The 17412-nt window shown below is 44.3% G+C and carries 15 protein-coding genes; 2 read left to right on the top strand and 13 right to left on the bottom strand.

Going from position 1 to position 17412, the window contains the following annotated elements; translation table 11 throughout:
• Positions 1-19: 19 nt before the first annotated feature.
• The 4 genes from T359_RS0107430 to T359_RS0107415 form a co-directional block, all read right to left on the bottom strand.
• Complete coding sequence (locus T359_RS0107430; RefSeq protein ID WP_026516926.1) at positions 20-1030, bottom strand: LCP family protein; 1011 nt, start codon at positions 1028-1030, stop codon at positions 20-22.
• Positions 1031-1864: a class B sortase gene (locus tag T359_RS19670; RefSeq protein ID WP_051545076.1), complete on the bottom strand. Its 834-nt coding sequence runs from the start codon at positions 1862-1864 to the stop codon at positions 1031-1033.
• The gene (locus tag T359_RS0107420) at positions 1861-2601 is read right to left on the bottom strand and encodes a YveK family protein (protein WP_026516925.1); all 741 of its coding nucleotides are present in this window, start codon (positions 2599-2601) and stop codon (positions 1861-1863) included. Before T359_RS0107420 ends, T359_RS19670 begins: the two co-directional genes overlap by 4 nt.
• Positions 2602-2839: 238 nt before the next feature.
• Entirely contained in the window at positions 2840-4117 is a 1278-nt protein-coding gene (locus tag T359_RS0107415) for a glycoside hydrolase family 3 N-terminal domain-containing protein (protein ID WP_051545074.1), read from the bottom strand.
• A 783-nt stretch (positions 4118-4900) separates the two neighbouring features.
• Between T359_RS0107415 and T359_RS23335 the strand changes: the two genes are divergently transcribed.
• The gene (locus T359_RS23335; protein ID WP_026516923.1) at positions 4901-5167 is read left to right on the top strand and encodes a helix-turn-helix domain-containing protein; all 267 of its coding nucleotides are present in this window, start codon (positions 4901-4903) and stop codon (positions 5165-5167) included.
• Between the two features lie 742 nt (positions 5168-5909).
• Here T359_RS23335 and glyA read toward each other — a convergent pair.
• Positions 5910-7148, bottom strand: coding sequence for a serine hydroxymethyltransferase (gene glyA, locus T359_RS0107400; RefSeq protein WP_026516922.1), 1239 nt, complete (start codon positions 7146-7148; stop codon positions 5910-5912).
• Between the two features lie 131 nt (positions 7149-7279).
• Here glyA and T359_RS0107395 point away from each other — a divergent pair, with 131 nt between their 5' ends.
• Complete coding sequence (locus tag T359_RS0107395; RefSeq protein WP_026516921.1) at positions 7280-8260, top strand: diacylglycerol/lipid kinase family protein; 981 nt, start codon at positions 7280-7282, stop codon at positions 8258-8260.
• A gap of 36 nt (positions 8261-8296) precedes the next feature.
• Here T359_RS0107395 and T359_RS0107390 read toward each other — a convergent pair whose 3' ends face one another.
• The 8 genes from T359_RS0107390 to T359_RS0107355 form a co-directional block, all read right to left on the bottom strand.
• On the bottom strand, positions 8297-9007 hold the full coding sequence (locus T359_RS0107390; RefSeq protein ID WP_026516920.1) for a phosphatase PAP2 family protein: 711 nt from the start codon (positions 9005-9007) through the stop codon (positions 8297-8299).
• Positions 9008-9094: 87 nt separating this feature from the next.
• On the bottom strand, positions 9095-10120 hold the full coding sequence (locus T359_RS0107385; RefSeq protein ID WP_026516919.1) for a glycosyltransferase family 2 protein: 1026 nt from the start codon (positions 10118-10120) through the stop codon (positions 9095-9097).
• 7 nt (positions 10121-10127) lie between these two features.
• The gene (locus T359_RS0107380) at positions 10128-10748 is read right to left on the bottom strand and encodes a DUF1653 domain-containing protein (protein WP_026516918.1); all 621 of its coding nucleotides are present in this window, start codon (positions 10746-10748) and stop codon (positions 10128-10130) included.
• Positions 10749-10805: 57 nt separating this feature from the next.
• Positions 10806-11831, bottom strand: a complete 1026-nt coding sequence (gene holA, locus T359_RS0107375) for a DNA polymerase III subunit delta (protein ID WP_051545072.1) — start codon at positions 11829-11831, stop codon at positions 10806-10808.
• Between the two features lie 75 nt (positions 11832-11906).
• Positions 11907-14225, bottom strand: coding sequence for a DNA internalization-related competence protein ComEC/Rec2 (locus tag T359_RS0107370; protein WP_081795473.1), 2319 nt, complete (start codon positions 14223-14225; stop codon positions 11907-11909).
• A 25-nt stretch (positions 14226-14250) separates the two neighbouring features.
• Positions 14251-15189 carry a GerMN domain-containing protein gene (locus T359_RS0107365; RefSeq protein ID WP_035783927.1) on the bottom strand — a complete coding sequence of 313 codons (939 nt, stop codon included), beginning with the start codon at positions 15187-15189 and terminating at the stop codon, positions 14251-14253.
• Between the two features lie 11 nt (positions 15190-15200).
• Positions 15201-16649 (bottom strand): sensor histidine kinase, encoded by a 1449-nt coding sequence (locus T359_RS0107360; protein ID WP_330370165.1) that lies wholly within the window; start codon positions 16647-16649, stop codon positions 15201-15203.
• A 63-nt stretch (positions 16650-16712) separates the two neighbouring features.
• Complete coding sequence (locus tag T359_RS0107355; RefSeq protein WP_026516913.1) at positions 16713-17393, bottom strand: response regulator transcription factor; 681 nt, start codon at positions 17391-17393, stop codon at positions 16713-16715.
• Positions 17394-17412: the final 19 nt, after the last annotated feature.

The raw sequence follows: 17412 nt of genomic DNA, 5'->3' as shown, positions 1-17412 counted from the left end.
ATAATCCACTGAAAATCCCCTAAATCTCTTTATAAAACAGCTTAAGTACCATCTCAGTGAGCTTATTTTCATCAACATAGAACTCATCATGGAGCCCTTCGGTCTTATTCACTCCGGGCAGCACAAAAATATCTCCGGAATAATCATACCTTACAAAATGTGCCATACTGTCGGCATCTATATCCTCGTAAAGGTAATCCCCGGCTGCCTTCTCCATAGTATCAACTATGCTTTCTCCCTGTCCCTTCATACTGTGAAACAGAGCCATCATGAACTGGGTCTGTCTGGACATACGCATAATATTACTGCCTCTAACATCTGTATCTCTGGTATGTACAAAGTCCTTGGCTGCGGCTCCGTCCAAATGGATCACCGCCCCCTTGACATAGGAAGGGTCCAGATCGGTTTCATCTGTAGTAAGTGTAAGAGTAACTCCGCCAATTGAGTCAACTATTGGCTCGATACCATCCATGGTAAGTGATATTACGCCGTCAATTTTAGTTCGGCATAACAGGTCAGATATCTTTTCTTTGGTTAGGTTACTGGCTTTTTTGGGTGTATTTCCATAGGAATACTGCATTGTGAGCTGCCTTGTTCCCTGAGTCAGGTAATTGCCGTCATTGTCATAGATGTCCACATCCACCATAGTATCTCTGTTGATTTCCAACGGGGTTATGGTCTCATTCTCATTATCTATGGCAAAAAGGATAATTGTATCACTCCTTCCGCCCTCATCTATTCCAATACCGTCCCTTGACTGGTCGCTGTTATCTATTCCCAGGAATAAAATCTTGTCTATTGATGTATTTACTTCATACCTTTTTCCATTGTAGGACACACTGCCATCAAAGGAATCTCTGGTATAAATTGCTGAACTGTCTTCTGCCGAGGAATCATCCAAAGTTGTTACTTCGGACCGCCTCACTATGTTTTTTCTCTGCTGGGAGGAAAAGAGAAAGCCTCCTACTCCGGCAGCAAAAATGAGAGCCGCTGCAAAAACCGGCAGAATAATCTTGCTTTTGCTTTTCATTTATTTGACATCCTGTCCGTCTATCTGTTTAAGCTTCGCCACCACAAGAAATCTGTTGTCTCGAAGTTTCTTATCACAGGTACTGAGGGTAATAATGCAGTTATCCTCGGTAACGTTGTAATCCTTGGATATAATACTCCGGGATACCACAATGTCCTTACCAAGTGAGTTAAGATATGCTGTCCTGTCGGACTCTATCAAGTCATTGTAGTAATAAGGTATCCTGATATCACTGTACATAACAGCAGCGAATATCTCATAACAAAAAGCATGATCAGGTGTATAAACATAGAAGCTTCTATGTTTGTCATAAAATTCCTTGTCCTCAAACAAATGAAGTCCCGCAAACATGGAACCGTCATTCATGTTGTGCCCGTAAACCACTGTATTAAACTCTAAAAACGGTGACTTCTCACAGGTTTCCACATATAAGCATCCATAAGAAGAGCTAATACCGTCAGCACCATGTTTAAGATAGTAGCTGTCATTCTTGGGGTGCTGGGCTATGGGATAATTGATATTGGTGCCGGGGATATTGATCCAGGCAATTATATCTGAATTGGTCTTCTTAAGGGCAGTAAAATCAATAGGTATCTCTACCTTTTTTTTCGCTGCAGCTGAGTTACCGGTTGCGGCTGAATCAGGCACCTTGGTCTGAGGAATAATTACTTCCGCAGTGGTGGCCTTCTCCGCCTTATCATAGGCAGTTTCCTGAATTGCAGCCATAGCCTCTGTACTGTAAAAGTAATCAGATACAAAATATCCGACTGTAGCAGCACAGATAGCTGATATAGAAATCACAAAGAAAAAGACAATCAATTTTTTCTTCTTCATTTTTTCTTAGCCTTCTTATTCTTCTGCCCCGTAAAATCTCTGGTAATACTTTTCTCAAAAGGAACGGATGCCAATGTTCCAAGTCCAAGATACTTCCTGACATCATCCTCGCTTCGTATAGACATATCACTATAATATCGAATAAGAATAAAAGCCATAGCAAGAACCATTCCTAAAATACCACCAAGAGCTGTATTTTTCTTCTTGCTGGGGCTTGTAGGATTAACAGCGGGAACTGCATCCTCAACAGATGAGGGCTTGTCAGTATCAATTACCTCCGCAACTCTGGCTGCCAGGTTGGATGCCATACAATTGGCAATATCACAGGCCAGCTGTGGATCAGTGTTATTAACTGTGATCTTGATTATACGTGAATCGGTAGGATTCTCAACCTTAATGATCCTAAGAAGTGATTCGTAATCAGTGTCAAGTGACAGATCAGCAATAACTTTCTCAATTACAGGACGGCTCTTACCCAGAATTTCAAAGTCTACAGTGAGCTGTTTACCGATCTGAAGATCAATGGCAGATGTCACAGTCGTAGTTTTTGAAAATATATAAATCATAGAAGATGATGTATATATTGGCTGTACTAAAAATGTGGTATACGCAAAAGCGATAGCAGCGCCTATAATTGCAAAGGTGATAATCGCCCAAAGCTTATTCTTTAAAACAAAGAAGAGCTCGGCTATATCTATCTCTTCCTCCTCGGTGTTCAAAATTACATCTTTATTCATTTTCTTCTCCCTACTTCAAAAGTCTTCTATACTATAATACTTAAAATCGACAATTATTCAAATACAATTTTGAGTGCATTTTTATAATTTTTTTATATAATTTTTACAATTTTTATTGTAAATTAATTTTTAAAAATCCACACAATTTTGTAACGTTATTTCAGTAGAATCCCTTTAGCTCCAGTAAAAAAGGGTGCGCATTTTTGCGCCCCCTGTAATAAATACTGTATTTCGATAATTATTGGTTTGTTATTTCATTAACTCTGTCTGCATATTTAATACTATATATCCTCCGAAGAGACTCGTCAATACGTCCTTCTGAAATCTCGCCGCTCTTCACCGCCTCCAATAATCCGTTATAGGCTGCCTCAAAATCTCCGCAAAGGTAAAGCATATCTGCTCCGGCATTGATAGCTTCCACTGCTATCCTCTCAGGATTGTAGTTATCGGTGACCACTGATTCATTAAGAGGTCCTGCTATAACAATGCCCTTGTACCCGAGATTGCCTCTGAGTTCTCCTGTGATCATATCCTGGGAAAGACTGGCGGGAGCTGAGTCTGTTGCGATGGCAGGTATCACTGCATTGCCAACAAGAACGGCTGTAAGGTCATCGCCCTCTATGGCATTCCTGAAGGGGATATAGGCTCCGGCTTCCAGATCCTCTCTGGTGAGATCCGCTGCTCCTTCATAGGAGGCTGCCACCGGGAAGTAATATGCACAGCAGTTGACGCCCTGACTCTTAAGTCCTATAGCAAAGGATGTCATACGGTTTGCTGCTTCCTGGGGATCTGCTCCGAAGTGATTGTCCTCGGTAAGATCAACATAGGGTGCCAGATTGAGGTTGAAGCCATATTTGTACATGGCTGCTCCGATCTTGGAACCTGCCTGCTCGGCGCTGGCCACATCGGTTATCTCCTCGGCACCTATTGTATCTATAGAAGAAGTGATCGATGACTGGATGTTGCCCTCCTCGGCCACCATGGTAAATATAGGATACTTACTCATGGATGCGGTGGTACTGAGCATCTCAGTAATCTGATCTTCTGATTTGATATTTTTCCCTACATAATTAATGCCGCCCACAGCATATTTTGCTAAAGCGTCCTGAGTTCCGCTACCTGCCTTGACTGCAGTCTCAACTCCTGTAATCTGCTCGGGAGTTACGATAAAGAGTCCCGCAACCTTATCCTCAATAGGCATCTCCGCTATGCAGGAGTCCACAATCTCCCGGAGGACCTCCTCATCAGACATCTCCTGGACTTCCGGAGTCTCTTCGGGAGTCTCGATGACGATCTCCTGGCTGCTCTCTTCCGCAGCGGCAGCTGCTTCGGCAACCTCCCGGGCCTTTCTCTGAGCAAAAGCTCCCTTAATATAATGTACACAAAAAGCTACTCCTGCTATAAGAAGGAGCAGCACTACGGCAACTGTTATAAATGCAATGAGCTGGCTTCTCTTCCTGCGCTGATGGCGAAGAAGGCGCTTCTCATCCATGTCTTGATCTTCGAATTTTCCCATTTTATCCCCGTCTAAAACTTTTTTTCTACTCCTTTATTCTACCATAAATGGCCTATGCCGTGACGGGTACAAAATAAGAAAATTTTGTGTTTAACTTTATCGCTGAAACTGTCATCAGGAAACTTTCTAGAAAATAAAGATCAATGAATATCAGTAAAACATCAATTTCTTAAGACTTTCTTAAGATTTACGGCAGAAATTCTTAAGATTTTGGCAATTCTATTTACAAGGGTATTTTGTCATGATAACCTTGCTTCATTGAAAGCAGGAAATACAATTTCTGCTCCTACCGGAGCAATCACGGATGTCAGCAGCGTGTCTAATTCGCTGTGAACAGGTCAGACATTCGGGATATCTTTCAACCATATGAATACGCAGGAGTATCAATTTACCACTTCCCCTGCACAATCATATTCGTTTTTTTTCAGTTATTTCGTGCATCTATGCTTAACGGGAACTAGCTATTCCCGCAAGTGTCTGCTGCCCTGCGTATTTTATATGGATTGTCTCACAGAAAGGAAACCAAATGAAACCAACTGGATCTTATACTTTTTTGACTCTTGATAGCATTTATGCTATCATAAATATGTCATATTATCCTTGGAGGTCATATGTATAATATCGAATTTTACCAAACCTCTAGCGGACATTGTGACGTGTTTGAATTTCTAGAAAATCTAAGAATCATCATTTTCGCAAAAGCACTCAAAGAACGCCATCACGAGAGCTACAAAAAGCCATATTCGAAATGACTGATTACGTTTCAAGAAAGGAGCATAACTCATGAATTGGGAAGACTACAAATCTCAGGTTAAAAACTCCGATCCTGTCGGAGGTCAGCTTCTTACCGAAGCCGAAGCTGAAGCCGCTATAATCTCAGCCATAATTAAACGCAGAAATGCTCTTGGTCTCTCTCAACGTGATCTGGCATCTCTCTGCAATATTCCACAGTCATCTGTAGCCAGAATCGAATCCAGTAAAACAACACCGAGACTTAGTACCATTGTAAAAATATGTAACCAATTGGGACTGACACTAAGTATTAGTTAACACCTCCATATCTCTTGCCACTAAAAATACGCAAAATATTAGGGCAGAAGCTTCATCTATGTTACCTGCTTCTGCCCTTATACCGAGTACTTATCATCTATTTCTGTAATTATTCCGTCCAATGGACCGTCCTCCGATCTTCTCAGCCAATTCGTTCCATTTACTTTCGCATTCATATGCTGTGGTTGCAAACCATTACGTTTGTCCGAAGCCACTACTCATGTACTTGAAATGCTGTATTTTGAAATCATATTTCCTTAATACTCGTTTGAATACTTTTAAAACTAAAACTTTTTTATAAAACTAAACTTAGTATGCTGGTGGTCCGTACCATCCTTTCTCTGAATATTTTAAATTAAGTTCCCTTTGGACTGTACCTGCCTTTCTTTCTCCCCAAATCGACATATTGGCTAGAGAAGTATTTGTATTTCGTTCTCTTGATGTACTCATTATAGCACTGCCAAATAAGTTGTCAATACATTTTTCGATTTTAATTAATATTTTTAGTTTATAACGCCATAATTGTAAAATAATCTGTGTATTATTCTAATTGTATATTCTTTTTGCACAATTCGACAGATTTATTTTCATCAATTCTAATGGCTGTAAATCCGCATATTCTAATTTCACACACTTAATATCCATCAATGATAACACTTGATATATTCACTGACATTTCACTTTAGTCAAATAAAAACACCCACCCGGAAAACAAATTCCGGATGGGTGATATACTCCAAAATCAATCTAAAGGATATTTATCTGTAAGCTCCTTTATAATTGCACGAGCCTCATCGTTCTTCTCGCCTTTGTTCTTGATAACAATGGCAATGGCCTCTGCAATCTTGTCCATATCCTCTTCGTTCATGCCACGGGTTGTAACCGCAGGAGTTCCGAGACGGATTCCGCTGGTAACAAAGGGTGACTGCTGCTCGTTGGGGATGGTGTTCTTGTTGGCTGTGATATGAGCATCATCAAGCCATGCCTCAACTTCCTTACCTGTAAGACCGTAGTTGGTAAGATCCACCAGCATAAGGTGGTTGTCTGTGCCGCCTGAAACGATCTTGATATCTCTCTTCATGAGGCCTTCGCAAAGAGCCTTGGCATTCTTAACAACGTTCTCAGCGTAGGTCTTGAACTCAGGTGAAAGAGCTTCCTTGAAGCATACAGCCTTGGCTGCAACAACGTGCTCAAGAGGGCCGCCCTGGATTCCGGGGAATACAGCCTTGTTGAACTTGTACTTGTCCTGAGCCTCCTGGTTCCAAAGGATAAGTCCTCCTCTGGGTCCTCTGAGAGTCTTGTGAGTTGTTGTGGTAACAACATCAGCATATGGGAATGGGCTGGGATGAACGCCTGCAGCCACAAGTCCTGCGATGTGAGCCATATCTACCATGAGAACTGCTCCGCAGGCATCAGCTGCCTCTCTGAATTTCTTGAAATCGATTGTTCTGCAGTAAGCAGAAGCACCGGCAATGATGAGCTTGGGCTTGTGCTCTACAGCAAGTCTGTACATCTCCTCGTAGTCAAGAACACCGTTCTCGTCTACTCCGTAAGGGATTACCTTATAATATGTACCTGAAATATTGGCGCTGCTGCCGTGGGTAAGATGTCCGCCCTGGTTGAGGTTCATACCCATGATGGTATCACCGGGCTGAAGAAGTGCAAACTGTACTGCCAGGTTGGCCTGAGCACCTGAGTGAGGCTGAACGTTAGCATAATCACAGTGGAAGAGCTCCTTGGCTCTGTCTCTTGCGATGTTCTCCACCTCATCTACTACATAGCATCCGCCATAATATCTTTTTCCGGGAAGACCCTCAGCATATTTATTGGTAAGGGGGCTACCCATGGCAGCCATAACTGCCTTGCTGGTCCAGTTCTCTGAAGCGATAAGCTCGATGTGATCATTCTGACGTGCAACTTCCTTCTCAATCAAAGCTGCAATCTCAGGATCAACTTTTTTAAGTTCATCAATTGAATACATTTTCCATCCTCCCAAAAAAGATAATCACTAATAATTTTTTCAATTTAATGTGCTAAAGCAACATCCCGCTTATCGTAACATATTCCCTCAAAAAATGCTATAATGAAAAACAAAAAAAGTTGGGGAAAAATATGTATTACTGTATTGTTAATCCTTCCGCCCGTTCGGGAAAGGGAAAAGAAATCTGGGAGAGTCTTGAAAAACGCTTCATAGAAAAGAAAATTGAATATAAAGTTGTCTACACCAAAGGACCGGGCCATGCCACCAAGCTGGCCACACAGATCACCGAGAAGATTTCAGATAAGAATCATAACGAAGATCTTCCTGTTAAAATGGTTGTCATGGGCGGCGACGGCACTCTTAACGAAGCCATCAACGGAATCAAGGACTTCGACAACACCTTGGTCGGCTATATTCCCATAGGTTCCAGCAACGATTTTGCCAGGGATCTTGATTATCCCAAGAGCACCGATGAGCTCCTGGACCGCATTGTTGACGGTAAGGTTCTTCGCCATCTGGACCTTGGAAAACTCACCTACAACGCCATGTCCAGAACCATGTCCCGTCTTCATGACGAGCACGTTATGACCACAAGGCTCTTTGACGTCAGCGCAGGCATAGGCTTTGACGCAGCAGTCTGCGAGGAGGCCCTGTCCTCCGGCACCAAGAACTTTTTTAACCGCATAGGTCTTGGCAAACTCACCTACGGAACCATCGCGGTAAAACAGGTCCTGAACGCCGAAAAGGTTCCCTGCGAGGTTATTCTGGTTGATGGAACCCATATAAAACTCGAACATTTCAGACTGGTGACAGCCATGATCCACCACTGCGAAGGCGGCGGCTTTAAATTCGCCCCCAAGGCGGATCTGTCAGATGGTCTCTTCGATCTGGTTGTGGTTGGTAACCTCAAGAGGTTCAAGATGTTCGCCTGTCTTCCCTTTGCCTTCGTGGGGCATCATTTCTGGATAAAGGGAATCGACCACTATCTCACAGATAAGGTCACCATCAAAACAGACAAGCCCATGTGGGTACATACCGACGGAGAAGTATCGGTAAAATCTGATAATATCACCCTGGAATGTCTTCACAAGAAGCTCCAGCTGATGAGCTAAAAAATAAGCATGAGACCGAAGTCTCATGCTTTTATTTTAGTTATAACGAAATGCCACGCGCTCTTCTCTCTTCTTGCAATAATTCTCCATAAGCGGTGTGTGATAGAACAGGTAGTAGAAAATTATCGCCATAATGAAGGCTGTGATAACGTCGTAAACAGAATGCTGTTTAACAAATACAGTTGAGAGGATAATTGACACACCTATGATATGTCCGATTATCTTGGCTCTTCTGTTAAATCTCCTGCTGCGCTGAATGGCTATCATTGATCCGATGGAATTATACACATGGATGCTGGGCCACAGATTGGCAGGTGTATCCGATGCATATATTACCTGCACCAGATGGGTGAAAATGTTGTCCCTGGGCATCACAACAGGTCTTAAGTGATGCATATTGGGGAACAAGGTGGAAATGATCAGGAAAATTGTCATTCCCGTAGCCAGGAAGAAGAAATTCTTGTAATATTCCTCAACCTCAAAGCTGAACATCAAAATCATAAGTGTTGCCGATACATACAAAAACCACATGTAATAGGGAATGATGAAGGCCTCCACAAAGGGAATAACATCATCAACCTTCGTATGTATCACAGCGTAGTGGGAGAACCTGTGGCGCTCTAACAAAATAAACCAGGTCAGGTAAATGGGCGCATACACAAGTACCGGAGTAAAGAGCTTCATAAGATCGGCTCCGGTCTCCCTGTTAAGCGGCCTTCCGGCCCACTTCTCGTATAGATTTTTCATAAAACAATCCTCATAAAAAAACTTTAAAACAATTACTCCTCATGTAGATTCACATCTACAAATATAAATTCTATCACATTTCCGTAATTAGTTAAAGTGGAAGATCTTCTGCAGAAGCTTATAGCCAGCAAGAGTAATCTTTCTGCCGCCCTTGCCGGGAAGGTAGATATATGTTCCCTCAATGCTGTATCTGATCTTCATGTAGAGAAGGAAATTCTTGTCCTTGATGTACTGGAGCAGTTCCTTTCTCTTGGCCAGATTCTCCGGTGTGTCCTCTGTGATAAGAAGTACTGAAGAAATGGCGGTAATGATCTCCAGATAGTTAAACATATATTTATGTCTCTCACGCTGTGAGCGGATCATTCCATAGTTCTCAACATAGTAATCGATCATAAGCTTGTTTACACGGATCTGCTGATCGATTCTGGAGAGCATGATCTTCTGGTTAACGGACTGATCCTCTCTACCAATGTAGTAATAGTAGAAGTTCACATCCAGATAATACATGGTCTTAACGAATGGAAGCGGATTAAATACATAAATATTATCAACATAGAAGGTGTGCTCAGGAAGTCTAAGGCCGCACTGCTTAAGAAGCTTGGTCCTGTAGATAACTGAGTGCATGAGAAGATAATGTCCCTTGGGAGTTCTCTTCACATCCTTCCAGGTAAAGAGCTTCTCGATGGGGAACATGGTATTGTAGCGCATTACCTTGTGTCTCTTCTCTCCCACCTTGTTGTAAACAAAGTTGCTGATAAGAAGATCCAGAGGAGTGTCGCCTCCGGCAAGCTCAGCAAGAGTTGAAAGGATCTTTCTGTAGGCGATCTCTTTTACCCAGTCATCGGAATCAACCACCTTGAAATAAAGGCCTGTGGCATTCTCGATACCTGCGTTTACTGCTGAACCGTGTCCACCGTTGGGCTTGTGAATAGCCTTGCAGATGGTGGGGTACTTTCTTGCGTACTCGTCAGCAATCTCTGCTGTTCTGTCCTTGGAGCCGTCGTCCACGATAAGGATCTCAACATCCTCTCCGCCGGGCAAAAGGGACTCTATGCACTTCTCCATATATGCTTCTGAATTGTAGCATGGTATTGCTATTGATAATAATTTCATTACTTTCTTAACTCCTTAATCTACTGCTTTCAAACTTCTCTATTGCGTTAAGGCATGTCCGAAGGTCATTGAATCGATCGTAAACATCACCCTTCTCAACCACAACTCCCATTGACATAGCCATAATATCTATCATCTCATTGGTTATTATAGGACGAAGCTTGGATAAAATATCGTTCTTCTCCGCTGCAAGATCCGCATCCAGGAACTTGATAACAAGGGGATCCATATTGAGCTCACTGGCCTCCTGATCGGCAGTCTTGGACATAACCTCCGAAGGGCTGTAGGGCTGCTTCCTGAAGTTCTCTCTCGCTTCCTCAAGAGAAGTCTTCTTGTGCTCAGGCTCTGCTACAGGCTTGGTATTAAGCTCCCTGACGGAAGCCTCCTTCATGGGGGTAACCTTTTCAAAGCGATATTCCTGGGCAACATCCGGGTATTTGGCCCTGTCAACCTTGGACATAAACATATCCAGAGGCCTTACATATACCTTGTAATCCCCGTACAGCGCCTGGTAAACCACCATCTCTTCTCTGGTCTCGGAGTGAGTGGCCACGGTCACTATCTGATACATATTCCCCTTAAAATGTCTGTATAATTCCTGCGGACTTGGTTTTTCAGGTCTTTCCACCTTGCACCTCCTAAAACGATACACATTTACTTAGTATAACCTTAACTTCTATCTTTTTCAAACTGCGTTTTTTCGACTGGTACATTTTATTATTACCATCTCAACGCTGATGACGTAGTCGAGCTTTCCTGACTTTACAGCCTCATCATTGGAAGCGCAGAGTTCAAGGGCATCCTTAAGCTCCTGAAAGCTGTAGCCTCTGGCCCAGTTCTGATATTTTCCCACCAGGAAAGGAGCAATCTTCACAGCGCTTGCAATGCTTCCCTTATCCCGCCTGTTCTCCGTCATCTCCTTGACCTGCAGCATAATATTGAACTGTCTGGTGATAAGAGCCAGGATCTTGGCCGGGGGCTCCTTCAGCGCCAGCAGGTCGTAGTACAGGTCAATGGCGCGCTTCTGGTTCTTCTCCACTATCGCATCCGTCATGGCAAAAATGCGGCTGGTGAGCCAGTTGGCGCAAACCGCCTCGATATCCGCCTCCGTGATCTGATCCCTGTCCATGGCATAACACACAAGCTTCTCAATCTCGGTGCTGATGTTGGACATGTCGGTTCCGACTCTCTCAAGGAAAAGAGCTGCTGCCCTGGGGGAAATACTCTTGCCCTCCCGGGACACCTTGCTGAATATCCATCTGGTGAGCATTTCCTCATCCTGCACATCACAGCTAAGCTCAAAGCCGGTCTTACTTAAGGACTTGTAGATATCCTTTCTCTTATCCAGCTCCTTTTCCACGAAAATGATGATGGCCGTCTCCGCGGGACTCTTGAGATAGTCCGCCAGCTCGGGACATCCGTTCTTAAAAAAGCCGCTGTCCTCGATAAGTATAACTCTTTTGTCCGATAAAAAAGGCATGGTCTCCGCCATATCGATGATCTCAAGGGGATTACAGGAATCTCCCTCATATCTGGTGAAATTCATGGAGGAAGAATCCGCTGAAAGTGCCTTCAAGAGCTTATCCCTGTTCTGATAGCGAAGATAAGCCTCCTCGCCGCATATAAGATAACATGGCTTAAAGGTGCCATTCTTGATATCCTCATTAAATTGTCTTTGTTTTACCTGAAAATCTGATGTCTTAGCCGGCATTTTGTCCTGTTTCCCGAATTAAAATAATTAGTCCATACCAATAGATTTTACATCATATACCATGGCCAGCACCAGTCAAAATTTTTCATCTGCAGCATCTGCAAAAGTGCTGACTGAGCATTTCTTTCCATCTGTGATGATGCTTATGGCGCCGCCCCGATCAGTTCTGTAAATCAAGGCATCTGTGGCTTCAAGCCTATCCAACAGTGCCCTGTGGGGATGCCCATAGGAATTATCCCTGCCGCAGCTGATCAGCGCTATCCTGGGGTTCACATAGTCAAGAAACTCCCGGTCCGTGGTGTATTCCGAACCGTGGTGGGCCACCTTAAGAAGAGTCACATTTTTGTAGCGGTCACCGGAGCTTTCAATTATACCCCTTAGCTGCTCCTGGCCGCTGCCTTCCACATCCCCTGTAAAAAGAGCTGTGAAATCCCCATAGCGCATGTGAAGCACCGTGGAATACTCGTTGGCTCCCTCATAGACAGTGCCGCTTCCAGGATTAAGGCAGGTAAAAACAGCCCCTGTCCCGGGAACAGTCAGCTCCTTCCCCGCAGTAATATAGGTTATGGGAATACCCAGCTCCAATGCCCTGTTCTCAAGCTTTTGGTAATTCTCTCCCTTGTTCTCAGCCGTAATTCCCGGAAGTATCAGATTCTCTATCCTGATTCCGCCCTTTTCCATGTCGTCCATGACTTCAAAAAGGCCGCTGATATGGTCCATATCCTCATGGGTCACAACCGCAATGTCTATGGTACCTATGCCCTCGTACTTTAGAAAGGGGATCATGGTGTACTTCCCCACCTGCTTCTTGGAGGTGCTGCCTCCGTCTATGAGAACAGTCTTATCCTTAAGTTCAATGACGATGGCATCCCCCTGGCCTATATCCAGGGCGGATATCTTAAGGTCAGGCCTTACCTGAAAGCACAGCATAATCATGGCTGCAATAAGGCTCCCCAGGCGAAGAGCCTCATAAATATAGGCCTTCTCCCCAAGAAGCTTTCTTTTCTTTTTGGTAAAAAAGTTCCGAAGCTTCTCGGAAGCAATTGGAAATGCTGCTATCACTCCAAGATACAAAACAATTCTCAAATGGTCAGTATGGCCGATGTACCAGGTTCTCCCCGGCAGATTCTCCGTAAGCCTGCAGACAAATCCAATAAAGGTAAGAATATAATGAACCAAAATCCCGGGAATCATGGCCAGGACCGTACTTAACGGCGCCAGAAAAAGGCACACCAGCCCCGCAATCATAAGAGGCGCCATAAGGGGCACCACCACGAGATTCAGAATAAATCCCGGAATGGGATATGTATAATATGACGAAGCATAGACAGGAAGCGTCACCACAAAGATCGAAAAGCTTGCAGCAAAACTCTCCTTTAACTTATCCGCATATTTCCAAAGCCCCTCGTCCTCCTCATCTGTAACAAGATGCATCTTCCACTTCTTTGATACAAACACTGGCTGCAGCTGGGGCATCACATAGGCTATGCCGATTATCGCACCGAAGGAGAACAGAAATCCGCTGTTATATAGGTAAAGAGGCTGCTCAATCAAGAGCAAAAGTCCCGCAAGAGCCAGGGCTGTCAGGATGTCGTAGGTCCTTTTTACCACCGGAGCAAGTAGCCGCAGGGAAAACATAAGTATCGCCCTGAAGGCTGAGGTACTCATGCCGCACATGGTTCCGTAGACATACATGAATAGAATGGCAAAGGGCGCCGCCACTACCCCTTTTACCTTAAGCCTTCGCAAAAACTCATAGAGTCCCATGCCAAGAATAGAGATATGGAGGGCGCTGACAGAAAGGATATGGATGATTCCGCATTTCTGATAAAGGTCCTTGGTATCCTCATCCATATATGCCCTATCCCCCAGAAGGATTGCCTTAAGCATGGCACTGTCAGAAGGTTCCAGCACTTTGTCCAGGTTCTTTTCAAAAAAGAGTCTGGTCCTGCAAAGGTATTCCGGCACCAGGCTCATATCCCCGGAAGCCGCAGTAACCCTTGCCCCTGTCAATCTGTATGAAATTTTCTGAGTTGAATAATACAGCAGACTGTTGAATTCTCCGGGATTGGTGGGAGCGGTAAAAGCCTTCACTTTCCCCTCTATCATGACTTTTTCCCCGATGGAAGAGACATAATCCTCGGAAGATCCCATATAGCACTGAACATATTTCAGATTCCCGGAGGACTCCTCCGGAACAAGATATAAGACCGGCAAAATGCTTCCCGTATAGTCCTTGCGGTATTCCCGGAAGGAAACGGTCCCGCACAGTGTGATGCAGGAGCCGTCCATATCAGGAGGCATATTTGCCAAAAGATGTTCTGAAAACAATTCAAGATACAAGAACACAGCCGCCGCAATGATAATGGAAAACAGACATAACGGCCGTCTCATATAAATAAAAACTCCAAAAATAATTTTAATCTACAATATCAAGATTTCTCTCGTACTGTCCTGAAATGAGGAACTCCATAAATGTAAAGGAATCCTCTCCGTTAACGGAAAATGCCACCTTGTTCACGGAAGGCAGCTCCGTAATGGTATTGACGATGGAATAAATGGCAGCATCGGGAGTGACATTCTCCACCGGATTCAAAAAGCCGTTGTCAAAGTCAATGTAGCATACGCCGTCCTTGACGTTGACACTCTTTATCTTGGTATCCTTGGAAACAGAGGGGAACACGATATCGGTGTTGGGACCGTTGATTATCTGCTCCACCGCCAATCTCTCCATGGAAATATTACTGTTGTAAACAACGGACCTGTACACAGGGCTCAGTTTGTTGCCCTCTGCAGTTACAAAATAGAGCTTGAGCTGCACCTTCTCATAGGTGTTGATCTCGTTACCTACGTTGTAGATGAAGGTGTCCGCAGACATATTACCGACGATATTGCCGTAGTGGTCCGTAAGAGGTGTTCCCTCGATCTGGAAGGATACGTAATCAACGCTGTCCAGCTGGGTAAAAGTGCGGACGATGGCAGCTCTGTCCAGGATCTCAATGGTTCTTCCCAGCTCCATATAGCTGGATTCGAAATTCAGGGTAAGGACCTTATCCGTCATGGAATAGCCGATAAGCTCGTTGTTACCTGAAATAGGCGCCTCGTACTGGAGCCTGTCGGGCATGGTCTTAAGAACCCCCATAAGCTCTGCTATGGCAGCATTAGTATCCCCTTCTGAAGCCTGCAGCACATAGTCATTGGAAACAATGCCGGTCTCATTGCTGTTGACATAGTAGACCTTGATGCTTCCCTCCGGGAGCTCCTTCTCCTTGCCGCAGCCGCTGAGGCTTACGCAAAACAGCATAAATGCAAGGACCATATGAAGTTTTTTATATTGCCATTTCTTTGCCTTTGTCATTCTAAAGCCTTTCACTGCTGTTTCTTGTTTCCCGCACATATGATAGGGATCTTGATGGTAAAGGTTGTACCCACTCCGGGAGTACTCTTAAGATCAATGGTTCCCCTGTGCATGATGACTGCGCTTCTTGCAATGGAAAGTCCAAGGCCTGTGCCTCCGACCTCTCTGGATCTGGACTTATCAACTCTGTAGAATCTCTCGTAAATATGATCAAAGCAGTCCTCGGGAATACCTACTCCCGAATCTGTAACATCAATGTAAAAATACTGATGATCAGCGTCAATGGTAACTCTTACCCATCCGTTGTCATTGTTGTACTTGATGGCATTCTCCACCAGGTTCATGATTACCAGGGAGATCTTGACCTCATCAATCTCAGCGGTTACCGCTCTCTTACTCTCAAGGGTAAGGTCAATATTTCTCTGCATGGCAATGGGACGAAGCCTCTTAAGCACAGACTCTGTAAGGCTTACCACATCCACGTTGCTGACAATAAGGCCTGACGCCTTCTTGTCCATTTTTACGAGAACCAGAAGATCGTTGATGATCTTATCCTCTCTGTCGATCTCGTGGGAAATATCATCCATGAAATCCCTGTAAAGCTCATTGGGAACCTCTTCCTGAGCAAGGAGAGAGTCCGCGATAACTTTCATGGAAGTGATAGGTGTCTTAAGCTCGTGGGACACGTTGGAAACAAATTCCTGTCTGGAATCATCCAGAGCCTTCATCCTCTTAAGAAGCGCATTGAAGGCATTGATGATCTGCTCTGTCTCGTAGTAATTGGGACCGCTGATGGGCTGATCCGTATAGCCCGCCTTAACATCATTGATGGCTGCAGTGATCCTGTTGAAGGGCCTCAGCAGCACATTGGCAACCCAGGCTGCAAATATCAGAATAAAGATAACGATGATGATCTCGATAGTTGTAGCTCTTCTTCCAAGGATATCAAGGGTGGTCTCGATGGTATCGGTGGAAACACTGGTAAGAAGTACGCCTCTTACCACCACGCCGGTATCTCCCATATCGGATACGTCCTCTTCCCAGATGAGCTGGGACTCCATGATGGGAGTGATCATCTCGATATAACCGTTGGACTGGTCAAATTTGGACACAGCGCCTCGCTGACCGGTCTTCAGACAGTTAACCACTTCTTCGGAAATAATGGTCTTGCCCTGGCTGATATTGTAGGTATCCTTCACAACCTTCAGGTCATCATTGATGACCATAACTCTTCCGTCGTAAAGATTGGCCAGCATATCAAGCTCGGCATTGATAACCTCCGAGGAGGTATCCTGTAAATAATTGTAAGCAATAAGGTGATTAGCCAGAATCTTAAGCTGGGTCTGAACCTCAGTAGATTTGACATTGACGGCACGATCCTCATAACTGTCAAGAATTACCGCATGCATAACGAGACAGGAAAATAATCCCGTCACAAAGACAATTATAAAGAATCGCACCCTAAGACTTTTTAATATATATCGTATTTTTAGATTTTTAAAAAGCTGCGCCATAGTTTCTCATTAAGCCTGGAAAAAGTATCCGGTTCCCCACTTGGTTCTAACATATCTGGGCTCACTGGGTGTACTCTCAAGCTTCTCACGAAGTCTTCTGATATGTACATCAACAGTTCTCTCGTCACCGGGATAGTCATTGCCCCAGATGGTGGCAAGAAGCTCTTCTCTTGAATAAACCTTGCCGGGGTTGGATGCCAGAAGCTCGAGAAGCTCATACTCACGGCTGGTAACATTGATCTCTCTGTCGCCGATGAATACTCTTCTGTACTCCTCATTGAGACGAAGGTCGCCGTATTCGATGTCGCCCTTGCCCTGTGCAGTCTTGGTGGCTCTTCTCATGATGGCCTTGATCCTGGCCTTAACCTCAAGAATATTGAAAGGCTTGGTAATATAATCATCAGCGCCATACTCAAGGCCCAGAATCTTGTCCATATCATCGCCCTTGGCTGTCAGCATGATGATGGGAACATTGGAAAATTCCCTGATCTGCTGGCATGCTTCAAAGCCTGTGAGCCCGGGAAGCATAACATCAAGAAGAATGATGTCATATTCCTTCTCCCTTGCCATATTGACAGCCTCCAGACCGTCATAAGCACAGTCAACAACAATGTCGTCCTGCTCAAGACTGAACTTGATGCCCTTTACGATTACCTTTTCATCATCAACTACAAGTGCCTTTTTACTCATCTTTCCACCAATCCTGATT

It is taken from the genome of Butyrivibrio sp. MC2021 (assembly GCF_000621605.1).
Classification (GTDB): domain Bacteria; phylum Bacillota; class Clostridia; order Lachnospirales; family Lachnospiraceae; genus Butyrivibrio.
Note: the sequence above shows the minus strand (reverse complement) of the source record. Positions and strands in the feature narration are given on the sequence as shown.